We start from the raw sequence: 14,694 nt of genomic DNA on the forward strand, positions 1-14,694 counted from the left end.
GTCGCGCCGAGGGAACCGTTCGGCGCTGTGGTGCGTCCAATTCGACATGACGGTCATACTGCATGCCCCCACTGCCCACCGGTTCGCCGCAGGCCATCGCGCCAGCGCCGAGCAGGCCACTGCGTCGGCGGCGGCGCTGCGCGGGGACCTTGCCCCGCTACTGCCGGCATTCGGCCTGATCGGAGCCGAGTTCCTCACCGCGCTGGCCCAGGTTCTCGACCGAGCCGCCCACTACCAGGACGACCTCGGCGCGCACCACCGATCGATCGCCGCCGCCACCGACAGCGGCGTCGAGGGCTACGCGCGCACGGACTCCGGCGCCGCGACGCGTGTCGGCGGGCTCACCGGGACCGGTCGACGATGACCGGCGCCGAGGCTCTCATCGCGCCGCTGCGCGCCCTCGTCACCACCCTGGGGACGGGCACGCTGCCGGCCGGCGGCCCACTCGAGGAATTGCGGACTTCTGCCACGACCTCGCACCGGTCCGCGCGCGATGCCCAGGGCGGTGCCCAGACACTCGACGACGGGTGGGCCGGACGCGGCGCCGACGCAGCGGCGCACGCATCCGAATCAATCGCCACCCGCCACCGGCGGTCGGCGACCGCGAACTCGTCGTCGGCCTCAATCGTTGACGTGGCCGGCGCGAAAGTCGGCCAGGCGGCCACCGAGGTGCACCGCCTCCTCGATTCCTTTGCGCGGGCCGCGAACTCCTTGGGCTCAGCCCTCTACCGCATCGAGGGCCTGCTGGCGCTACTACCGGTCGCGCTCAACCACGTCGCCCGCGGTGCGGCAATCGTGGCGCAGACGCGGGACGAACTGCGCGCCGATGCAGCCGCATTGCTCGCCAACTCGAAACACCCTGCCCCGAAGCGTGTTCCGGCGCCCGCCACTCCCGATTGCGGCGACGGGGCGAAGGATGGTTCTCTCGCGGTCACCCTGCCCAACGGGAAGGTCGTCCACGCGCCCAACGCGCGGGCGGCGGCCGCTGTCCGGGCCGCGTTGAGCCAGCGCGGCGTTCCCTATTTGTGGGGCGGGACGACGACGCAGGGGTTCGACTGCAGCGGACTGACCCAGTGGGCCTACCACCAGGCCGGGGTCGAGATCCCCCGGCTCGCCCAGGACCAGGACGATGCGGGTGTCCGCATCGACCAGGCCCGGGTTCAGCCGGGCGACCTCGCCGTGTGGGACGGCCACGTCGCGATGGTCATCGGTGACGGCCTCATGGTCGAAGCGGGCGACCCGGTGCAGGTCAACCCGATCCGCACGACGAACCTCAATCAGGGCTTCCAGGGCTTTTACCGGCCACGGTGAGGGTCGATGCGCCGGAGTCATCCTGGCTCGGCGATCCGCCCCGATGCAGCACCCGCCGCCACCAGCGCGGCTTGCCCGAATCGTCGTCGTCGTCGCCGGCCGACTCGAAATCGTCCACCCACGCCGCCCCCTTGTAGACCGAGCGGTACATATCGACGGTGGTGACGATGATGATCATCAGCACCGGGCCGAAAACAATGCCGGCGAACCCGAACATCCCGAGTCCGGCGAACACGGCCAGCAGCATCAGCGCCGGATGCAGGTGGGCGTTGCGCGGCACCAGCATCGGTCGTAGGAAGTTGTCGATGTTCGTGGTCACGAGCAGGTGGAACACAAAGACGAAGATGCCGCCGACGACGTTGCCCGTCAGCGCCATGCCGATGCCGAGCGGCATGGTGACGATGCCGCTGCCGAGCGGAATGATCGAGAGCACCGTCAAGAAGATGACGAACATGAAGAATGCCTGGTGGATTCCGCCGATATAGATCGAGATCGCGCCCGCGAGGCCCTGCACGAACGCGATGACGAACTGGCCGCGCACCGTCGCGGTGACCATCGAGCCGATCTTGCTCAGGTAGATGTCGGAGACCTCTGGGCCGAGCGGGTTGAGGTCTTTGACGATCTCGACGACTTTCGACCCGTTGGTCAACAGCGCCAAGAACACGTAGAGGAAGATGATCGCCATCGTCACCGTCGTGGCGAGGCCGCCCGCGGAGTCCCGCGCAAATCCCAGCGCAAACTTTCCACCCGCCTCGGCGATGTTCGAGACCACATCGCGCACCTTGTCCATCGTCAGCGGATCGACGTGCACGAACGGCACCTTCACGAGAAACTGGTTGATCGATTCCAGCAGCCGCTGACCGACTTGCGTCAGGTCGGCGGTCTGCAACCACTTGCGGACGCTGTCGACCATTTGGGCGATCTGAATCCCGGCGAGCGTGATCACCGCACTCACCGGGATAGCGACGATCGCGATGGCGCTGATCAGGGTCAGAGCCGACGCCAGGCCGCTATTCATCTTGTTCGCGAGCCGGCGGTAGATCGGCAGGAACAGGTACGCGAGCACCGCGGCGAAGCCCATCAGGACTAGATAGTGGCGCAAGAAATAAGCCCCGAAGAGCAGGGCCAGGACCGTCATGATCCCAAGCGCTCTGCGCTCATTCGGGGTGAAGTCGGTCAACATCCCATCATCGTAGGTGGGCGCAAACACCGCTGTTCGGCAAGCCCCCAATCCCCCGACGGACCCCGGCGTTCACGCGGGCCGCACTCCTTGGTTAGGCTTTGCCCCATGGCCGGAGACATCGTCCCCATTGAGCTGGGTCTCACCGACGGAAACGCCTATACCCTTTGGGCCCCGCGCTGGCGGGAGGACGACGAGGAGTGGGAGGCGTTCCTCGGGCTCGAGGACGATCTATACGGCTTTGACGACGTGGCCCACCTCGTGGGATACATCCGTACCACCGACGAGGAACACGACCTCGTCGACCATCCGGCGTGGCCGACCGTCGTCGAACTCCAGGGCGACGAGCTGGTCCCGGACAAGCGGCACACCTACGATCTCGTCGGGGTACCCGAGCTGGCCGCCGATGACCCGACGCCGGAGAACATCGCCGAGCTGGAGGACGCGCTGGAGATCGTGCGCACCCTCGGTGAGGTGTGCGAGCTGAACACGATCACCAAGTTCTTCAACGGCAACCCGATCCTCGGCGCGGTCACCGCGGGCACCCGCAACTTCGTCGGCCGGGACGGCCAGGATCTGTGGGTCCGCATCGGCCGGCTCATCGCCAAACACTGGGACGGCGTCATCGACGCGCTCGATGATGTGCTCGCCACCCCCGAGGTCGACGAGGCCGCGGTCGTGGCCGCCGAGGCCGAGTTGGCCGCCGCCGCCTCAGCCGAGGACGAGGACGAGCCCGACGACGACCTCGATCTGGTCGGCAGCGACGACGATAGCGATGACGACGACACCGACGCCCGTTCGCTCGTCGACGACGACGACGACGACACCGAAGCCGCCGAGCTGCTCGACGGAGACATCGACGAAGACGACTTCTGGGTCAATGTCGGCATCGATCCGATTCAGATCACGACGTCCGACGGCGAGTACCTCTCACTGCGCTGCTACCTCGATGACGAGCCGATCTTCCTCGGCAAGCGCGGGTCGATCTTCGTCTTCCCTTCCGTGCGTTCGATCACCCGCTTCCTCGCGGAGGATGACGACCACGACTTGACCCGGGTGTCCACGTTCGACGATGTGCGCGCCGCGGCCACCGACGGCTCGCTGGAGTTCGAGGTGTACGAGGACAACGTCTATGTGCTCCCCGGCCTCGCCGAGGACATCGCCGATGGTCCGCGCCGAGTCGACGGCGAACAGCTGGACCTGGCCGTCGAACTACTCCTCGACGCCGGCGAGTACGCCGACGACGATGCAGTGGCCGATGCCCTGAGTTCGACGACGCCGCTGGGCTGGTTCATCGACTACGCGACGAACCCCGATCCCAAGCGGCTGGCGCCGAGCCCGCCGTTCGACAACGAGTCCGAAGCGTTCCGGGCGCTGGTCCACGACTTCGAGGACCGGATCGACCGCAAGGCCTAGCTTCGGGCCGCGGTACGGCGGCTCCCTGCCGCGGTCGCTCGACCGACGGTGGGGAATTAGCCGATCAAGACCGCGTAGCCGGGCTTGAGCACACCGTCGATGAGTTCCATTCGCTTGTCGAACGGGATGAACGCCGACTTCATCGCATTGACGGCGAAGCGCTCGAAATCGTTCCACCCGTAGCCGAACTGGTCGGCCAGCAGCGCGCACTCACGGCTCATCGTCGTGTCACCCATGAGTCGGTTGTCGGTGTTCACGGTCACGCGGAAGCGCAGCCGCGCCAGCGTGTTGAACGGGTGCGACGCGAGGTCGGCGACGGCGCCGGTCTGCACATTCGACGACGGGCACAGTTCGAGCGGGATCCGTTTGTCGCGCACGTAATTGGCCACGTCGCCCAGCCGGGCCCCGGCCAGCGAATCGGCGGCGGGATCGACCCCGGGCGGCAGCGTGATGTCGTCGATGACCCGGACGCCGTGTCCGAGCCGGTCGGCCCCGCAGTAGCCGATGGCCTCCTTGATGGACGGCAGCCCGAACGCCTCCCCCGCGTGGATGGTGTAGCGCATGCAGTGCGCGCGCAGGTAGTCGAACGCGTCCAGGTGTCGCGTCGGCGGATTGCCCGCCTCCGCCCCGGCGATGTCGAAGCCGACTACCCCGTCGCAGCGGAACCGGACGGCGAGCTCGGCGATCTCGGTTGAACGGGCCGCATGCCGCATGGCGGTGACCAGGCATCCGACGACGATTCGGTGGCCGGCCGCGGCCGCCGTGCGCTGACCCTCGTCGAACCCGGCGAGCACCGCGCCGACCACCTCGTCGAGGGTCAGCCCTTGTTCGAGGTGAAGTTCGGGGGCGAAGCGCACCTCGGCGTAGACGACGCCGTCGGCGGCGAGGTCTTCCACGCATTCTCGGGCGACCCGGCGCAGCGCGCCCAGGGTCTGCATCACCGCGACCGTGTGCCCGAAGGTCCGCAAGTACTGGACGAGGGATCCGGCGTTGGCGCTGTCGACGAACCACCGCCCCAGCTGCTCGGGATCCTCGGTGGGCAGCTCGGCATACCCCGACTCGCGTGCCAGGTCGATGATGGTGGCCGGGCGCAGCCCACCATCGAGGTGGTCGTGCAGGACCACCTTGGGCGCCAGTCTCAGGGTCGATGGCGTGATCGGCTCGGTCTGGCCGGCGGGTGTGATGGAGGCGGGATCGGCGCTCATCTGTTGAGCGTGACACAGAATTCGGGTGAGACATTCTGCACACCCGGATTCGGCGCGAACAGTGCGCGAACAACTAAGGACACCCTGTGACCGCGTCATTTCCGAGCCTTTACCAGAACATTGATTGGTAAGGCAAACCTTAGTTCCGCGTTGTTGGATTGGAATTCCTTTCGGGTCCTTTTCACCGACCGATCACCAGGGTTTAGAGTCATCTCATCGGGACCTATGGAAACCACGTTCGGAGGCCGAATTCCGCCATGAGCACACCCACGACGGCGCCCGCTCCGGTGCGCAAGATATCGATCTATCGGGGCGACCCAGGGATGTGGGCGTGGGTCCTGCACCGCATCACCGGCGTGACGATCTTCTTCTTCCTCTTCGTCCACGTCCTCGACACCGCGGTGATCCGGATCAACCGGGACGACTACGACGCGGTCATCAACACCTACAAGACGCCGATCATCGGTCTCATGGAGATCGCACTCGTCTTCTGCGTGCTGTTCCACGCCTTCAACGGCGTGCGCGTCATCCTCATCGACTTCTGGTCGAAGGGCCCGCGCTACCAGCGACAGATGCTCTGGGTGGTCGTCGCACTGTTCACCGTCGTCTTCGGTGCCGCCGCCATCCGTCTGCTGCAGCTCATTATCAGCCACGCGTTCTAAAGGACTCGACACGATGACTACCGCCGCCCCGCAGCCCGCGAAGACGCTCCTGACGTCTTACGACCGTCCGCCATCACTGGACAACCCCCGCTCCCCGCGCAAGCCCCGGGGCGGCAACTTCGAGAAGTACGCCTGGATGTTCATGCGCTTCTCCGGCATCGTCCTGATCTTCCTCGTGATCGGCCACATGGCGATCATGCTGACCTGGGACAGCGGAGTGCACCGCATCAGTTCCGAGTTCGTCGCCCAGCGCTGGGCCAGCCCGGGCTGGCAGATCTGGGATCTGACGATGCTGTGGCTCGCCCAGCTGCACGGCGGCAACGGTATCCGCACGGTCATCGGCGACTACTCCCGCAAGGACTCGACCCGCTTCTGGCTCAACGTGCTGCTCGGGGTGTCAATGATCCTGACCCTCGTCCTGGGCACCTATGCCCTGCTGACCTTCAATACCGGTAGCTAGTCCCCACCCGCGTCCGTCACAAGGAGACCCACCAGTTATGCAGGAACACCGTTACGACGTGGTCATCGTCGGCGCTGGCGGCGCCGGGATGCGGGCGGCAATCGAAGCCGCACCCCGAGCCCGCACCGCCGTTCTCACCAAGCTGTACCCGACGCGCAGCCACACCGGCGCGGCGCAGGGCGGCATGTGCGCCGCCCTGGCGAACGTCGAGGAAGACAACTGGGAGTGGCACACCTTCGACACAGTTAAGGGCGGCGACTACCTCGCTGACCAGGACGCAGTCGAAATCATGGCCAAAGAAGCCATCGACGCGGTGATCGACCTGGAGAAGATGGGTCTGCCGTTCAACCGCACCCCCGAGGGCAAGATCGACCAGCGGCGCTTCGGCGGGCACACCCGCGACCACGGCAAGAGCCCGGTCCGCCGGGCCTGCTACGCCGCAGACCGCACCGGCCACATGATCCTGCAGACGCTGTACCAGAACTGCGTCAAGCACGACGTCGAGTTCTACAACGAGTTCTACGCACTCGACATCGCCCTCACCGAGAACGAGAACGGCGAGAAGGTCGCCACCGGTGTCGTCGCTTACGAGCTGGCGACCGGTGAGATCCACGTGTTCCACGCCAAGTCGATCATCTTTGCGACCGGCGGATCGGGCCGGATGTACAAGACGACGTCCAATGCCATCACGCTGACCGGCGACGGCATGGGCATCATCTTCCGCAAGGGTCTGCCCCTGGAGGACATGGAGTTCCACCAGTTCCATCCGACGGGGCTGGCCGGCCTGGGCATCCTGATCTCCGAAGCGGTCCGCGGCGAAGGCGGAATCCTGCGCAACGCCGACGGTGAACGCTTCATGGAGCGCTACGCCCCGACGATCAAGGATCTCGCGCCGCGCGACATCGTTGCGCGCTCGATGGTCCTCGAAGTCCTCGAGGGCCGTGGGGCCGGCCCCAACAAGGACTACGTCTACATCGACGTGACCCACCTCGGCGAGGATGTCCTCAACGAGAAGCTCCCCGACATCACCGAGTTCGCCCGCACCTACCTCGGCGTGGACCCGGTGACCGAGTACGTGCCGGTCTACCCCACCTGTCACTACGTCATGGGCGGCATTCCGACCAACGTCGAGGGCCAGGTCTTGGCGAACAACGACGAGGTCGTCCACGGCCTCTACGCCGCGGGCGAGTGCGCTTGCGTCTCGGTGCACGGCGCCAACCGCTTGGGCACCAACTCGCTGCTGGACATCAACGTGTTCGGTCGCCGCGCCGGCATCGCGGCCGCCGACTATGCCAACAGCCACGACTTCGTTCCGATGCCGGATAACCCGACCGAGATGGTCGACGGATGGCTCGAAGGCGTCCTGTCCGAGCACGGCAATGAGCGCGCCGCCGACATCCGCACCGAGTTGCAGCAGACCATGGACAACAACGCGTCGGTGTTCCGCACCGAGGCGACGCTGACCCAGGCACTCGCCGATGTCATGGCACTCAAGGAGCGCTACAACCACGTGCGGGTCCACGACAAGGGACAGCGCTTCAACACCGACCTGCTTGAGGCCATCGAACTCGGCTTCCTCCTGGAGATGGCCGAAGTCACCGTCGTCGGCGCGCTCAACCGCAAGGAGTCGCGCGGCGGCCACGCCCGCGAGGACTTCCCGGACCGCGACGACGCGAATTTCATGAAACACACCATGGCGTACAAGAAGGGCCCCGGCCTGATCGCCGACATCGAGCTGGACTACAAGCCCGTCGTCCAGACCCGCTACGAGCCGATGGAGCGCAAGTACTGATGACTGCAACCGTCGAAGGCACCCCCGTCGAATCGGGCGAGCCGCCGCTGCCCCCGGTTCCGGCCGAGGCGCGCATGGTGAATCTGAAGATCTACCGGTTCAACCCCGAGGATCCTGACGCCAGCGGGTTCGAGACGTTCCGCGTCCCGGCCCTGCCGACCGATCGCCTTCTCAACCTGCTGCTGTACGTGAAGGGCTATCTCGACGGCACCCTGACGTTCCGGCGCAGTTGCGCGCACGGCGTCTGCGGTTCGGACGCAATGCGCATCAACGGCGTCAACCGCCTCGCCTGCAAGCTGCTGATGAAGGATCTGCTGCCCAAGGATGCCGGCAAAGAGCTGACGATCACCGTCGAGCCGATCAAGGGTCTGCCGGTGGAGAAGGACCTCGTCGTCGACATGGAGCCCTTCTTCGACGCGTACCGCGCCGTGAAGCCATTCCTCATCACCAGCGGCAACGAGCCGACAATGGAGCGAATTCAGTCGCAGAAAGACCGCGCCCGATTCGACGACACCACCAAATGCATCCTGTGTGCGTGCTGCACCACCAGCTGCCCGGTGTTCTGGAACGAGGGCTCGTACTACGGCCCCGCCGCAATCGTCAACGCGCACCGATTCATCTTCGACAGCCGCGACGAAGCTGCCGTCGAACGCCTCGACATCCTGAACGAGGTCGATGGCGTCTGGCGCTGCCGCACCACCTTCAACTGCACCGATGCCTGCCCGCGCGGCATCCAGGTCACCCAGGCAATCCAAGAGGTCAAGCGCGCTCTGATGTTCTCGCGCTGACCGCCGCCGCAATCGGCTTCCCGAACCCCCGTCGACTCTCCTTCTCGACGGGGGTTCGCCCGTTTCACGGGCACGGGGAGCCAATCGCCGGCCGCGTGCGTCTAAGAAGGTATGACTGCTCACCTCATTCGCCTTCTGATACTCCTCTGGCTGATCGCCGGAACGGTCGTCCCGCCACCGGCGGGTGCCGACCCGGGCCGGCCGACTGCCGTCGCCGGCGATCGCGTCGCCATCACATTTGTCTCCGACCGTCAGGACAATGGTCCGTCCACCTGGTTCGACGCACTCAATCGGCCGCGCAGCCAGGAGCGAACGGTCCTCGTCGAGCCGGTCGGCGCCGCACGACTGTGGACCTCGACGCTGGTCTACACCGCAGTGTCGACCACCCTCCGACTCTCCGCGACGTTCACCACGACCGGCTCCTTCGCTCGCTGCGTGGTCACCGTCAACGACGAGTTGCGAGATCAGCACACCGCACTCCGAAGCGGCGCCCGGGTGACCTGCGCGTCGTAGCCGACCGGTGCCGCCCCCTTGTTAGGGTTGGGCGTGATTGCCTTGGGGGATGACGTTCGACGGCTGACCGCCCTCGCACAGATCGCGGGTGTTCTGATTATCGGGACGGTGGCGCTCGGCAACTCGTCTGCGTGGGCTGATCCGCCTGGGCCCGGCCACGTCGTCGGCGTCAATCCGACGACGCCCCCGACCGATCACTGTCCCCACCGATCAGCGACGCCGCCCGCCGTCGACACCTCCGAAGTCCCCAAGCCGGGCGCGACCACCCCCCGGCCCCTACCCCTGCAGATGCCGCCGGCCGGTGGACCGCGACTATCCACCTGCGGCGTCGTCGTCGCCGATGGAATGGGCCAACCCCCGGCCAGGCTGACCTCGGCCGCGTGGCTGGTCGCCGACCTGGGTACCGGCGACATCCTGGCCGCGAAGGATCCGCACGGACGCTATCGCCCGGCGTCGACGATCAAAGTGCTCCTGGCACTGGTGGCCCTCGACGAACTCCACCTCGACGCACCGGTGTCCGTGCACCGTGCCGAGTACGAGACCGAGGGCGACTCCTGCGGCACGGGACCACGCGGGCACTACACCAATCGCGACATGGTGACCGGCCTGCTGATGGCGTCGGGCAACGACTGCGCAATGGTGATCGCCCGGCAGCTCGGCGGCGTCGAGGCCACGTTGGGCAAGATGAACGCCCGCGCCAAGGATCTCGGCGCGCTAGACACCCGCGCGGCCTCGCCATCGGGCCTCGATGCCCCGGGGATGTCGACGTCGGCCTACGATCTCGCCGTCATCTTCCGCGCCGCGATGGCCAACCCGACGTTCCGCGAGATCATCGGCACGCGTCAGTACCGCTTCCCCGGCTACCCGCCGCGCCCGGAGATCCCCGGCGACCCCGACCATCCCGCCTACGAGATGGTCACCTCGAACAACCTTCTGGCCGAACGCTTCCCCGGCGTGCTGGGCGGGAAGACGGGCTACACCGACGACGCACTCAAGACGTACGTGGGCGCCGCCCGTGTCGGGTCGCGCGAGGTGCTGATCGTGCAACTCTACGGACTGTCGACCGAATCCTCCTCGTACTGGGCCCAGGCCAAAGACCTGTTCCGATGGGGTGGCCGCGCACCACGGGGCGCCACCGTGGGCACCCTGGCAGGCCGGCAGGCGGCCGATCCGGCAACGCCGCCGCGGGTACCCGTGGCGGCCCCCGCGTCGCCGGCGCCGGCGGAGTCGTCCGGCCTCTTCGACAACAGTCTCGTCCTCGGCCTGATCGCCGCGCTCGTCGTCGGCGGTCTGGGCTTCCTCGGCATTCGAACCCTGTCCAGGCACTAATCGTCGGCCGTGCCCAGAATTGCGGCCGACCGTACCCAGGTTTCCACCGGAATGACCCGCAGCGGGCTTAGGCTGGGGTGCCCGCCCCAGAGTCAGCGGCCTCCTCGCCGGGCTCAGGATCTTCGGCACCGTCGCCGTCGAGCAGGTACCCGGCGTTAATCGGCGCCGTTGCGCACCATGCGGTGGCGTAGAACATGATGCGCGCGATCAGGTTGGTGACGACCATGACGGTGATGATGGACCCGAACGCCACCCCTGCCGGCCCAGTGCTGGTCGACTCGATCACCCGGCCGGCGAGGACCTTGAGGATCTCCATCGCGATCGCCGCGGCGAGTCCCGCCTTGGCGGCGTTACGCAGCGGCAGGTTCACCAGGGGCACCTTCGCCAAGACGAAGGTGAGCAGCGGCCACAGGATGAGAATCGAGATGACCGGGGCCAACACCTGGACGGCGATGACCGCGGCGTCCCAGTAGTCCAGGTTCAGCCACACCAGAAAGCGATCGGCGAGACTGCCGGAGGTCGCAATGCTCAGCACCAGAGATGCGACGAATCCCAGGCCGAGAACAACGAACATACCCAGGTCAAATACTTTGCCCAGGAGAGGGTTTCGGTTCACTCGCCCACCCCAGATCGCCGTCATCGCCTCCCGCAGCCCCGAGATCCAGTTCACCCCGGTCCACGCGGCACCGATCAGACCGAGGAGGCCGACGGTGGTGCGCGATTGCACCGCAGAATCCATCGTCTTGGCGACAGTCTGGCCCAGCTCACCCGGAATGGCATCGACGATCGACTGCCGGAACTGATCGAGCAGGTCGGCATGAGCGTTCAAGATGAAACCGGCAGTCGCGAACCCGACCATGAGCATCGGCACCATGGCCATCACGGTGCGGAAACTCATCGCCGAAGCGAACGCCCCACCGTAGTGCGCGTCGTGACGGGCAAGCGCAGCCATGATCCGATCGATGATCGGCAGCCGCTTGCGCAGCGACGCCCACACATCGCCACCCCACGATGCGACTCGTCCACCAACGGTGGAGGCAGTACTCCAGGCCGAGGCGAGTGGTGGCGGCAACGATGGCATTGGCCCCGAACGTACCCTTAGGTTGCCGACGATGCGAGGAAACCGATCTTGTCGTACACCTCGCGCAGCGTCGGCGCCGCGACCGCCCTGGCCTTCGCCGCCCCTGCCGCGAGGATGGCGTCGAGGTGTGCCGGATCGGCGAGCAACTCGTCGACCCTCCCCCGCAGCGGTGTCACGAAATCGGTCAGAACGTCGGCCGTGTCGACTTTGAGATGGCCGTACTGCTTGCCGTCATAGGACGCGACGAGGTCGTCGATTGTGCGTCCGGTCAGCGCCGCCTGAATAGTGAGCAGATTGGAGACACCCGGCTTGTTCTCGCGGTCGAAGGCGACGACCGAATCACTGTCGGTGACCGCAGACCGGATCTTCTTCGCCGATCGCTTCGGCTCGTCGAGGAGGTTGATCAGCCCGGCATCGGAGTCGGCCGATTTACTCATCTTCGCGGTCGGATTCTGCAGGTCGTAGATCTTGGCGAACTCCTTGACGATGTAGGCCCGGGGCACAGTCAACGTCTCACCGAAGCGAGTGTTGAAGCGATTGGCAAGGTCCCGGGTCAACTCAAGGTGCTGTCGCTGATCCTCGCCCACCGGCACCGCGTCCACGTGGAAGGCGAGGATGTCGGCGGCCATCAGGATCGGATAGGTGAACAACCCGACGCCGGCGGCCTCAGCCCCCTGCCTGGCGGACTTGTCCTTGAACTGTGTCATCCGGTTGGCCTCGCCGAACCCGGTGATGCACGACAAAACCCAGGTCAGCTGGGCGATCTCGGGGATATGAGACTGCACATAGATCGTCGACTTCGACGGATCGACGCCAAGCGCCAACAGCTGTGCCACCGACAGCCGGGTCCGTTCCCGCAGCTTTGCCGGGTCGTTGGGCACGGTGATCGCATGCATGTCGGGGATGAAGTAGAACGCGTCGTCGAACTCATCCTGAAGTGCCACCCACTGCTTCACCGCACCCAGGTAGTTGCCCAGATGGAAGGAGTCACTGGTCGGCTGGATGCCCGAAAGCACCCGCACGCGGCGGGCCGTCGCACGCTCGTCGTTGCTCATGGTTCCAGTCTTTCAGACCGGCCACGACGGGGAGTTTCCGGGCGCAACGGTGGCCAGCGGCCGGAACTGCCACCGGCGGGCCACCCGATCGGCCGACCGGCTAGCCGAAGACCGTCGTGACCGCGCTGTGGTCGGACCACCGGAGGTTGTACGCCGCAGGTCGATGGACATCTGACTTCACCGCACGCGCGGCCAGGCCGGGCGTGACCAGGTGATAGTCGATCCGCCACCCGGCGTCGTTGTCGAACGACTTTCCCCGCCACGACCACCACGTATACGGGCCGGGCACGTCGCCGGTCAGCTGGCGGGCCACATCGACCCAACCGCCCCCCAGAAGCGCCGCGACCCATTCGCGCTCGTGCGGGAGGAAGCCCGGACTGCGCCTATTCGTCTTGAACGCCTTGAGATCGTTCTCGGCGGGCGCAATATTCCAGTCGCCGCCGACGATCACCGGGCGGTCGGCCTCGGCTAGCCGGCCCAGGTGCGCACCGAACTCGACGAGGAAGCGCTTCTTCTCGGCGAACTTGCGCGCATCACCCTCGGTCGCGGTAGTGGTATTCGCCGGATCGACGGCCCCCTTGGGGAGATAGAGGCTCGCGACGGTGATCTCGCCGAGCAGCGCCGTCGCCACGTCGACCTCCAGATAGCGGCCCAACGAATCGAACTCGTCGCTGCCGAAGCCGACCCGCACCGCCGACGGCGCGGCGCGGGTCAGGACACCGACACCGGCGTGGCCCTTTACGGTCGACTCACTCATGCTCAGGTGCCAGCCGGCCGCCAGCGCGGGGGCCAGCGCCTCCTGTGCCTGCTCTCGGGTCGCTCGAATCTCTTGCAGCGCAACCGCATCGGAGTCCAGATCGGCCAGCCACGGAAGCAGGCCGCAGTTCTCATCCGAGCGTTGTTTGACTGCAGCCCGGATGCCGTTGACGTTGACCGTCGTAATCGAAATGCTCACGCGGCCACGGTATCGACTCAGGCCTTGAGCGCCTTCGCCAGGTTCACGTCGAGAGTCCCGAGAAACTCCTCAGTCGTCTGGTAGGCCTGATCACCGCCGACGAGCAGCGCCAGGTCCTTGGTCATCTTTCCCGACTCGACGGTCTTGATGACGACGTCCTCGAGCGCTTCGGCGAACTCGCGCACCTCCGGGGTGTTGTCGAGTTTGCCACGGTGGTCGAGTCCACGAGTCCAGGCGAAGATCGAGGCGATCGGGTTGGTCGACGTCGGCTTGCCCTGCTGGTGCTGCCGATAGTGCCGGGTCACCGTGCCGTGGGCGGCCTCGGCCTCACAGGTCCTGCCGTCCGGGGTCAGCAGCACCGACGTCATCAGACCCAGCGAACCATAGCCCTGGGCGACCGTGTCGGACTGTACGTCGCCGTCGTAGTTCTTGCACGCCCAGACGTAGCCGCCCTCCCACTTGAGGCACGACGCGACCATGTCGTCGATCAGCCGGTGCTCGTAGTGCAGGCCGGCCGCGTCGAACTCGGCCTTGAACTCGCGGTCGAAGACGTCTTGGAAGATGTCCTTGAACGCGCCGTCGTAGGCCTTGAGGATGGTGTTCTTCGTCGACAGGTACACCGGGTAGTTGCGCTGCAGCCCGTAGTTCAAGGACGCCCGCGCGAAGTCCTCGATGGACTTGTTGAAGTTGTACATGCCCATCACGACGCCACCCTCTTCGGGGATCTTGACGATCTCGTGCTCGATCGGCGCCGATCCGTCGTCCGGGGTGTAGGTGATGGTGACGGTTCCGGCAGCGGGCACCTTGAAGTCCGTGGCGCGGTACTGGTCACCGAAGGCATGCCGACCGACGACGACGGGCTTGGTCCAGCCCGGAACGAGGCGGGGAACGTTGGAGATGAGGATCGGGGCGCGGAAAATTGTGCCGCCGAGGATGTTGCGGATCGT

The 14,694-nt window shown here is 66.2% G+C and carries 15 protein-coding genes; 9 read left to right on the forward strand and 6 right to left on the reverse strand.

Annotated features, from left to right (window positions below):
* The first annotated feature begins 46 nt into the window (after positions 1 to 46).
* On the forward strand, positions 47 to 364 hold the full coding sequence (locus B4M62_RS09205; protein ID WP_290706902.1) for a type VII secretion target: 318 nt from the start codon (positions 47 to 49) through the stop codon (positions 362 to 364).
* A complete protein-coding gene (locus B4M62_RS09210) occupies positions 361 to 1,311 on the forward strand; it encodes a C40 family peptidase (RefSeq protein WP_290706904.1) in 951 nt (316 codons plus the stop codon). Before B4M62_RS09205 ends, B4M62_RS09210 begins: the two co-directional genes overlap by 4 nt.
* Here B4M62_RS09210 and B4M62_RS09215 read toward each other — a convergent pair.
* Entirely contained in the window at positions 1,274 to 2,494 is a 1,221-nt protein-coding gene (locus B4M62_RS09215) for an AI-2E family transporter (RefSeq protein ID WP_290706906.1), read from the reverse strand. The genes B4M62_RS09210 and B4M62_RS09215 overlap by 38 nt on opposite strands.
* A gap of 105 nt (positions 2,495 to 2,599) precedes the next feature.
* Here B4M62_RS09215 and B4M62_RS09220 point away from each other — a divergent pair, with 105 nt between their 5' ends.
* The gene (locus tag B4M62_RS09220) at positions 2,600 to 3,907 is read left to right on the forward strand and encodes a primosomal protein (RefSeq protein ID WP_290706908.1); all 1,308 of its coding nucleotides are present in this window, start codon (positions 2,600 to 2,602) and stop codon (positions 3,905 to 3,907) included.
* A 56-nt stretch (positions 3,908 to 3,963) separates the two neighbouring features.
* On the opposite strand, the gene B4M62_RS09225 is transcribed toward B4M62_RS09220, so the two are convergent.
* On the reverse strand, positions 3,964 to 5,112 hold the full coding sequence (locus B4M62_RS09225; RefSeq protein ID WP_290706910.1) for an adenosine deaminase: 1,149 nt from the start codon (positions 5,110 to 5,112) through the stop codon (positions 3,964 to 3,966).
* A gap of 257 nt (positions 5,113 to 5,369) precedes the next feature.
* On the opposite strand from B4M62_RS09225, the gene sdhC reads away from it, so the two are divergent.
* From sdhC to B4M62_RS09255, 6 genes are all read left to right on the forward strand, one after another.
* Positions 5,370 to 5,774 (forward strand): succinate dehydrogenase, cytochrome b556 subunit, encoded by a 405-nt coding sequence (sdhC, locus tag B4M62_RS09230; protein WP_290706912.1) that lies wholly within the window; start codon positions 5,370 to 5,372, stop codon positions 5,772 to 5,774.
* A 13-nt stretch (positions 5,775 to 5,787) separates the two neighbouring features.
* The gene (locus B4M62_RS09235) at positions 5,788 to 6,234 is read left to right on the forward strand and encodes a succinate dehydrogenase hydrophobic membrane anchor subunit (protein WP_290706914.1); all 447 of its coding nucleotides are present in this window, start codon (positions 5,788 to 5,790) and stop codon (positions 6,232 to 6,234) included.
* Positions 6,235 to 6,271: 37 nt separating this feature from the next.
* A complete protein-coding gene (gene sdhA, locus B4M62_RS09240) occupies positions 6,272 to 8,026 on the forward strand; it encodes a succinate dehydrogenase flavoprotein subunit (RefSeq protein ID WP_290706917.1) in 1,755 nt (584 codons plus the stop codon).
* Positions 8,026 to 8,814, forward strand: a complete 789-nt coding sequence (locus B4M62_RS09245) for a succinate dehydrogenase iron-sulfur subunit (protein WP_290706919.1) — start codon at positions 8,026 to 8,028, stop codon at positions 8,812 to 8,814. Before sdhA ends, B4M62_RS09245 begins: the two co-directional genes overlap by 1 nt.
* Positions 8,815 to 8,925: 111 nt before the next feature.
* The gene (locus B4M62_RS09250; protein WP_290706921.1) at positions 8,926 to 9,327 is read left to right on the forward strand and encodes a hypothetical protein; all 402 of its coding nucleotides are present in this window, start codon (positions 8,926 to 8,928) and stop codon (positions 9,325 to 9,327) included.
* Between the two features lie 42 nt (positions 9,328 to 9,369).
* The gene (locus tag B4M62_RS09255; RefSeq protein ID WP_414651813.1) at positions 9,370 to 10,656 is read left to right on the forward strand and encodes a D-alanyl-D-alanine carboxypeptidase family protein; all 1,287 of its coding nucleotides are present in this window, start codon (positions 9,370 to 9,372) and stop codon (positions 10,654 to 10,656) included.
* Positions 10,657 to 10,723: 67 nt separating this feature from the next.
* Here B4M62_RS09255 and B4M62_RS09260 read toward each other — a convergent pair whose 3' ends face one another.
* The 4 genes from B4M62_RS09260 to B4M62_RS09275 form a co-directional block, all read right to left on the reverse strand.
* Positions 10,724 to 11,737 carry a YhjD/YihY/BrkB family envelope integrity protein gene (locus B4M62_RS09260; RefSeq protein WP_290706923.1) on the reverse strand — a complete coding sequence of 338 codons (1,014 nt, stop codon included), beginning with the start codon at positions 11,735 to 11,737 and terminating at the stop codon, positions 10,724 to 10,726.
* Between the two features lie 17 nt (positions 11,738 to 11,754).
* Positions 11,755 to 12,792 carry a tryptophan--tRNA ligase gene (trpS, locus tag B4M62_RS09265; RefSeq protein WP_290706925.1) on the reverse strand — a complete coding sequence of 346 codons (1,038 nt, stop codon included), beginning with the start codon at positions 12,790 to 12,792 and terminating at the stop codon, positions 11,755 to 11,757.
* 100 nt (positions 12,793 to 12,892) lie between these two features.
* Positions 12,893 to 13,747: an exodeoxyribonuclease III gene (locus B4M62_RS09270; RefSeq protein WP_290706928.1), complete on the reverse strand. Its 855-nt coding sequence runs from the start codon at positions 13,745 to 13,747 to the stop codon at positions 12,893 to 12,895.
* Between the two features lie 17 nt (positions 13,748 to 13,764).
* Positions 13,765 to 14,694, reverse strand: a 930-nt coding sequence (locus B4M62_RS09275) for an NADP-dependent isocitrate dehydrogenase (protein ID WP_290706930.1), incomplete at its 5' end; no start/stop codon positions are given.

It is taken from the genome of Gordonia sp. UBA5067 (assembly GCF_002414845.1).
GTDB classification, from domain to species: Bacteria; Actinomycetota; Actinomycetes; order Mycobacteriales; family Mycobacteriaceae; genus Gordonia; species Gordonia defluvii.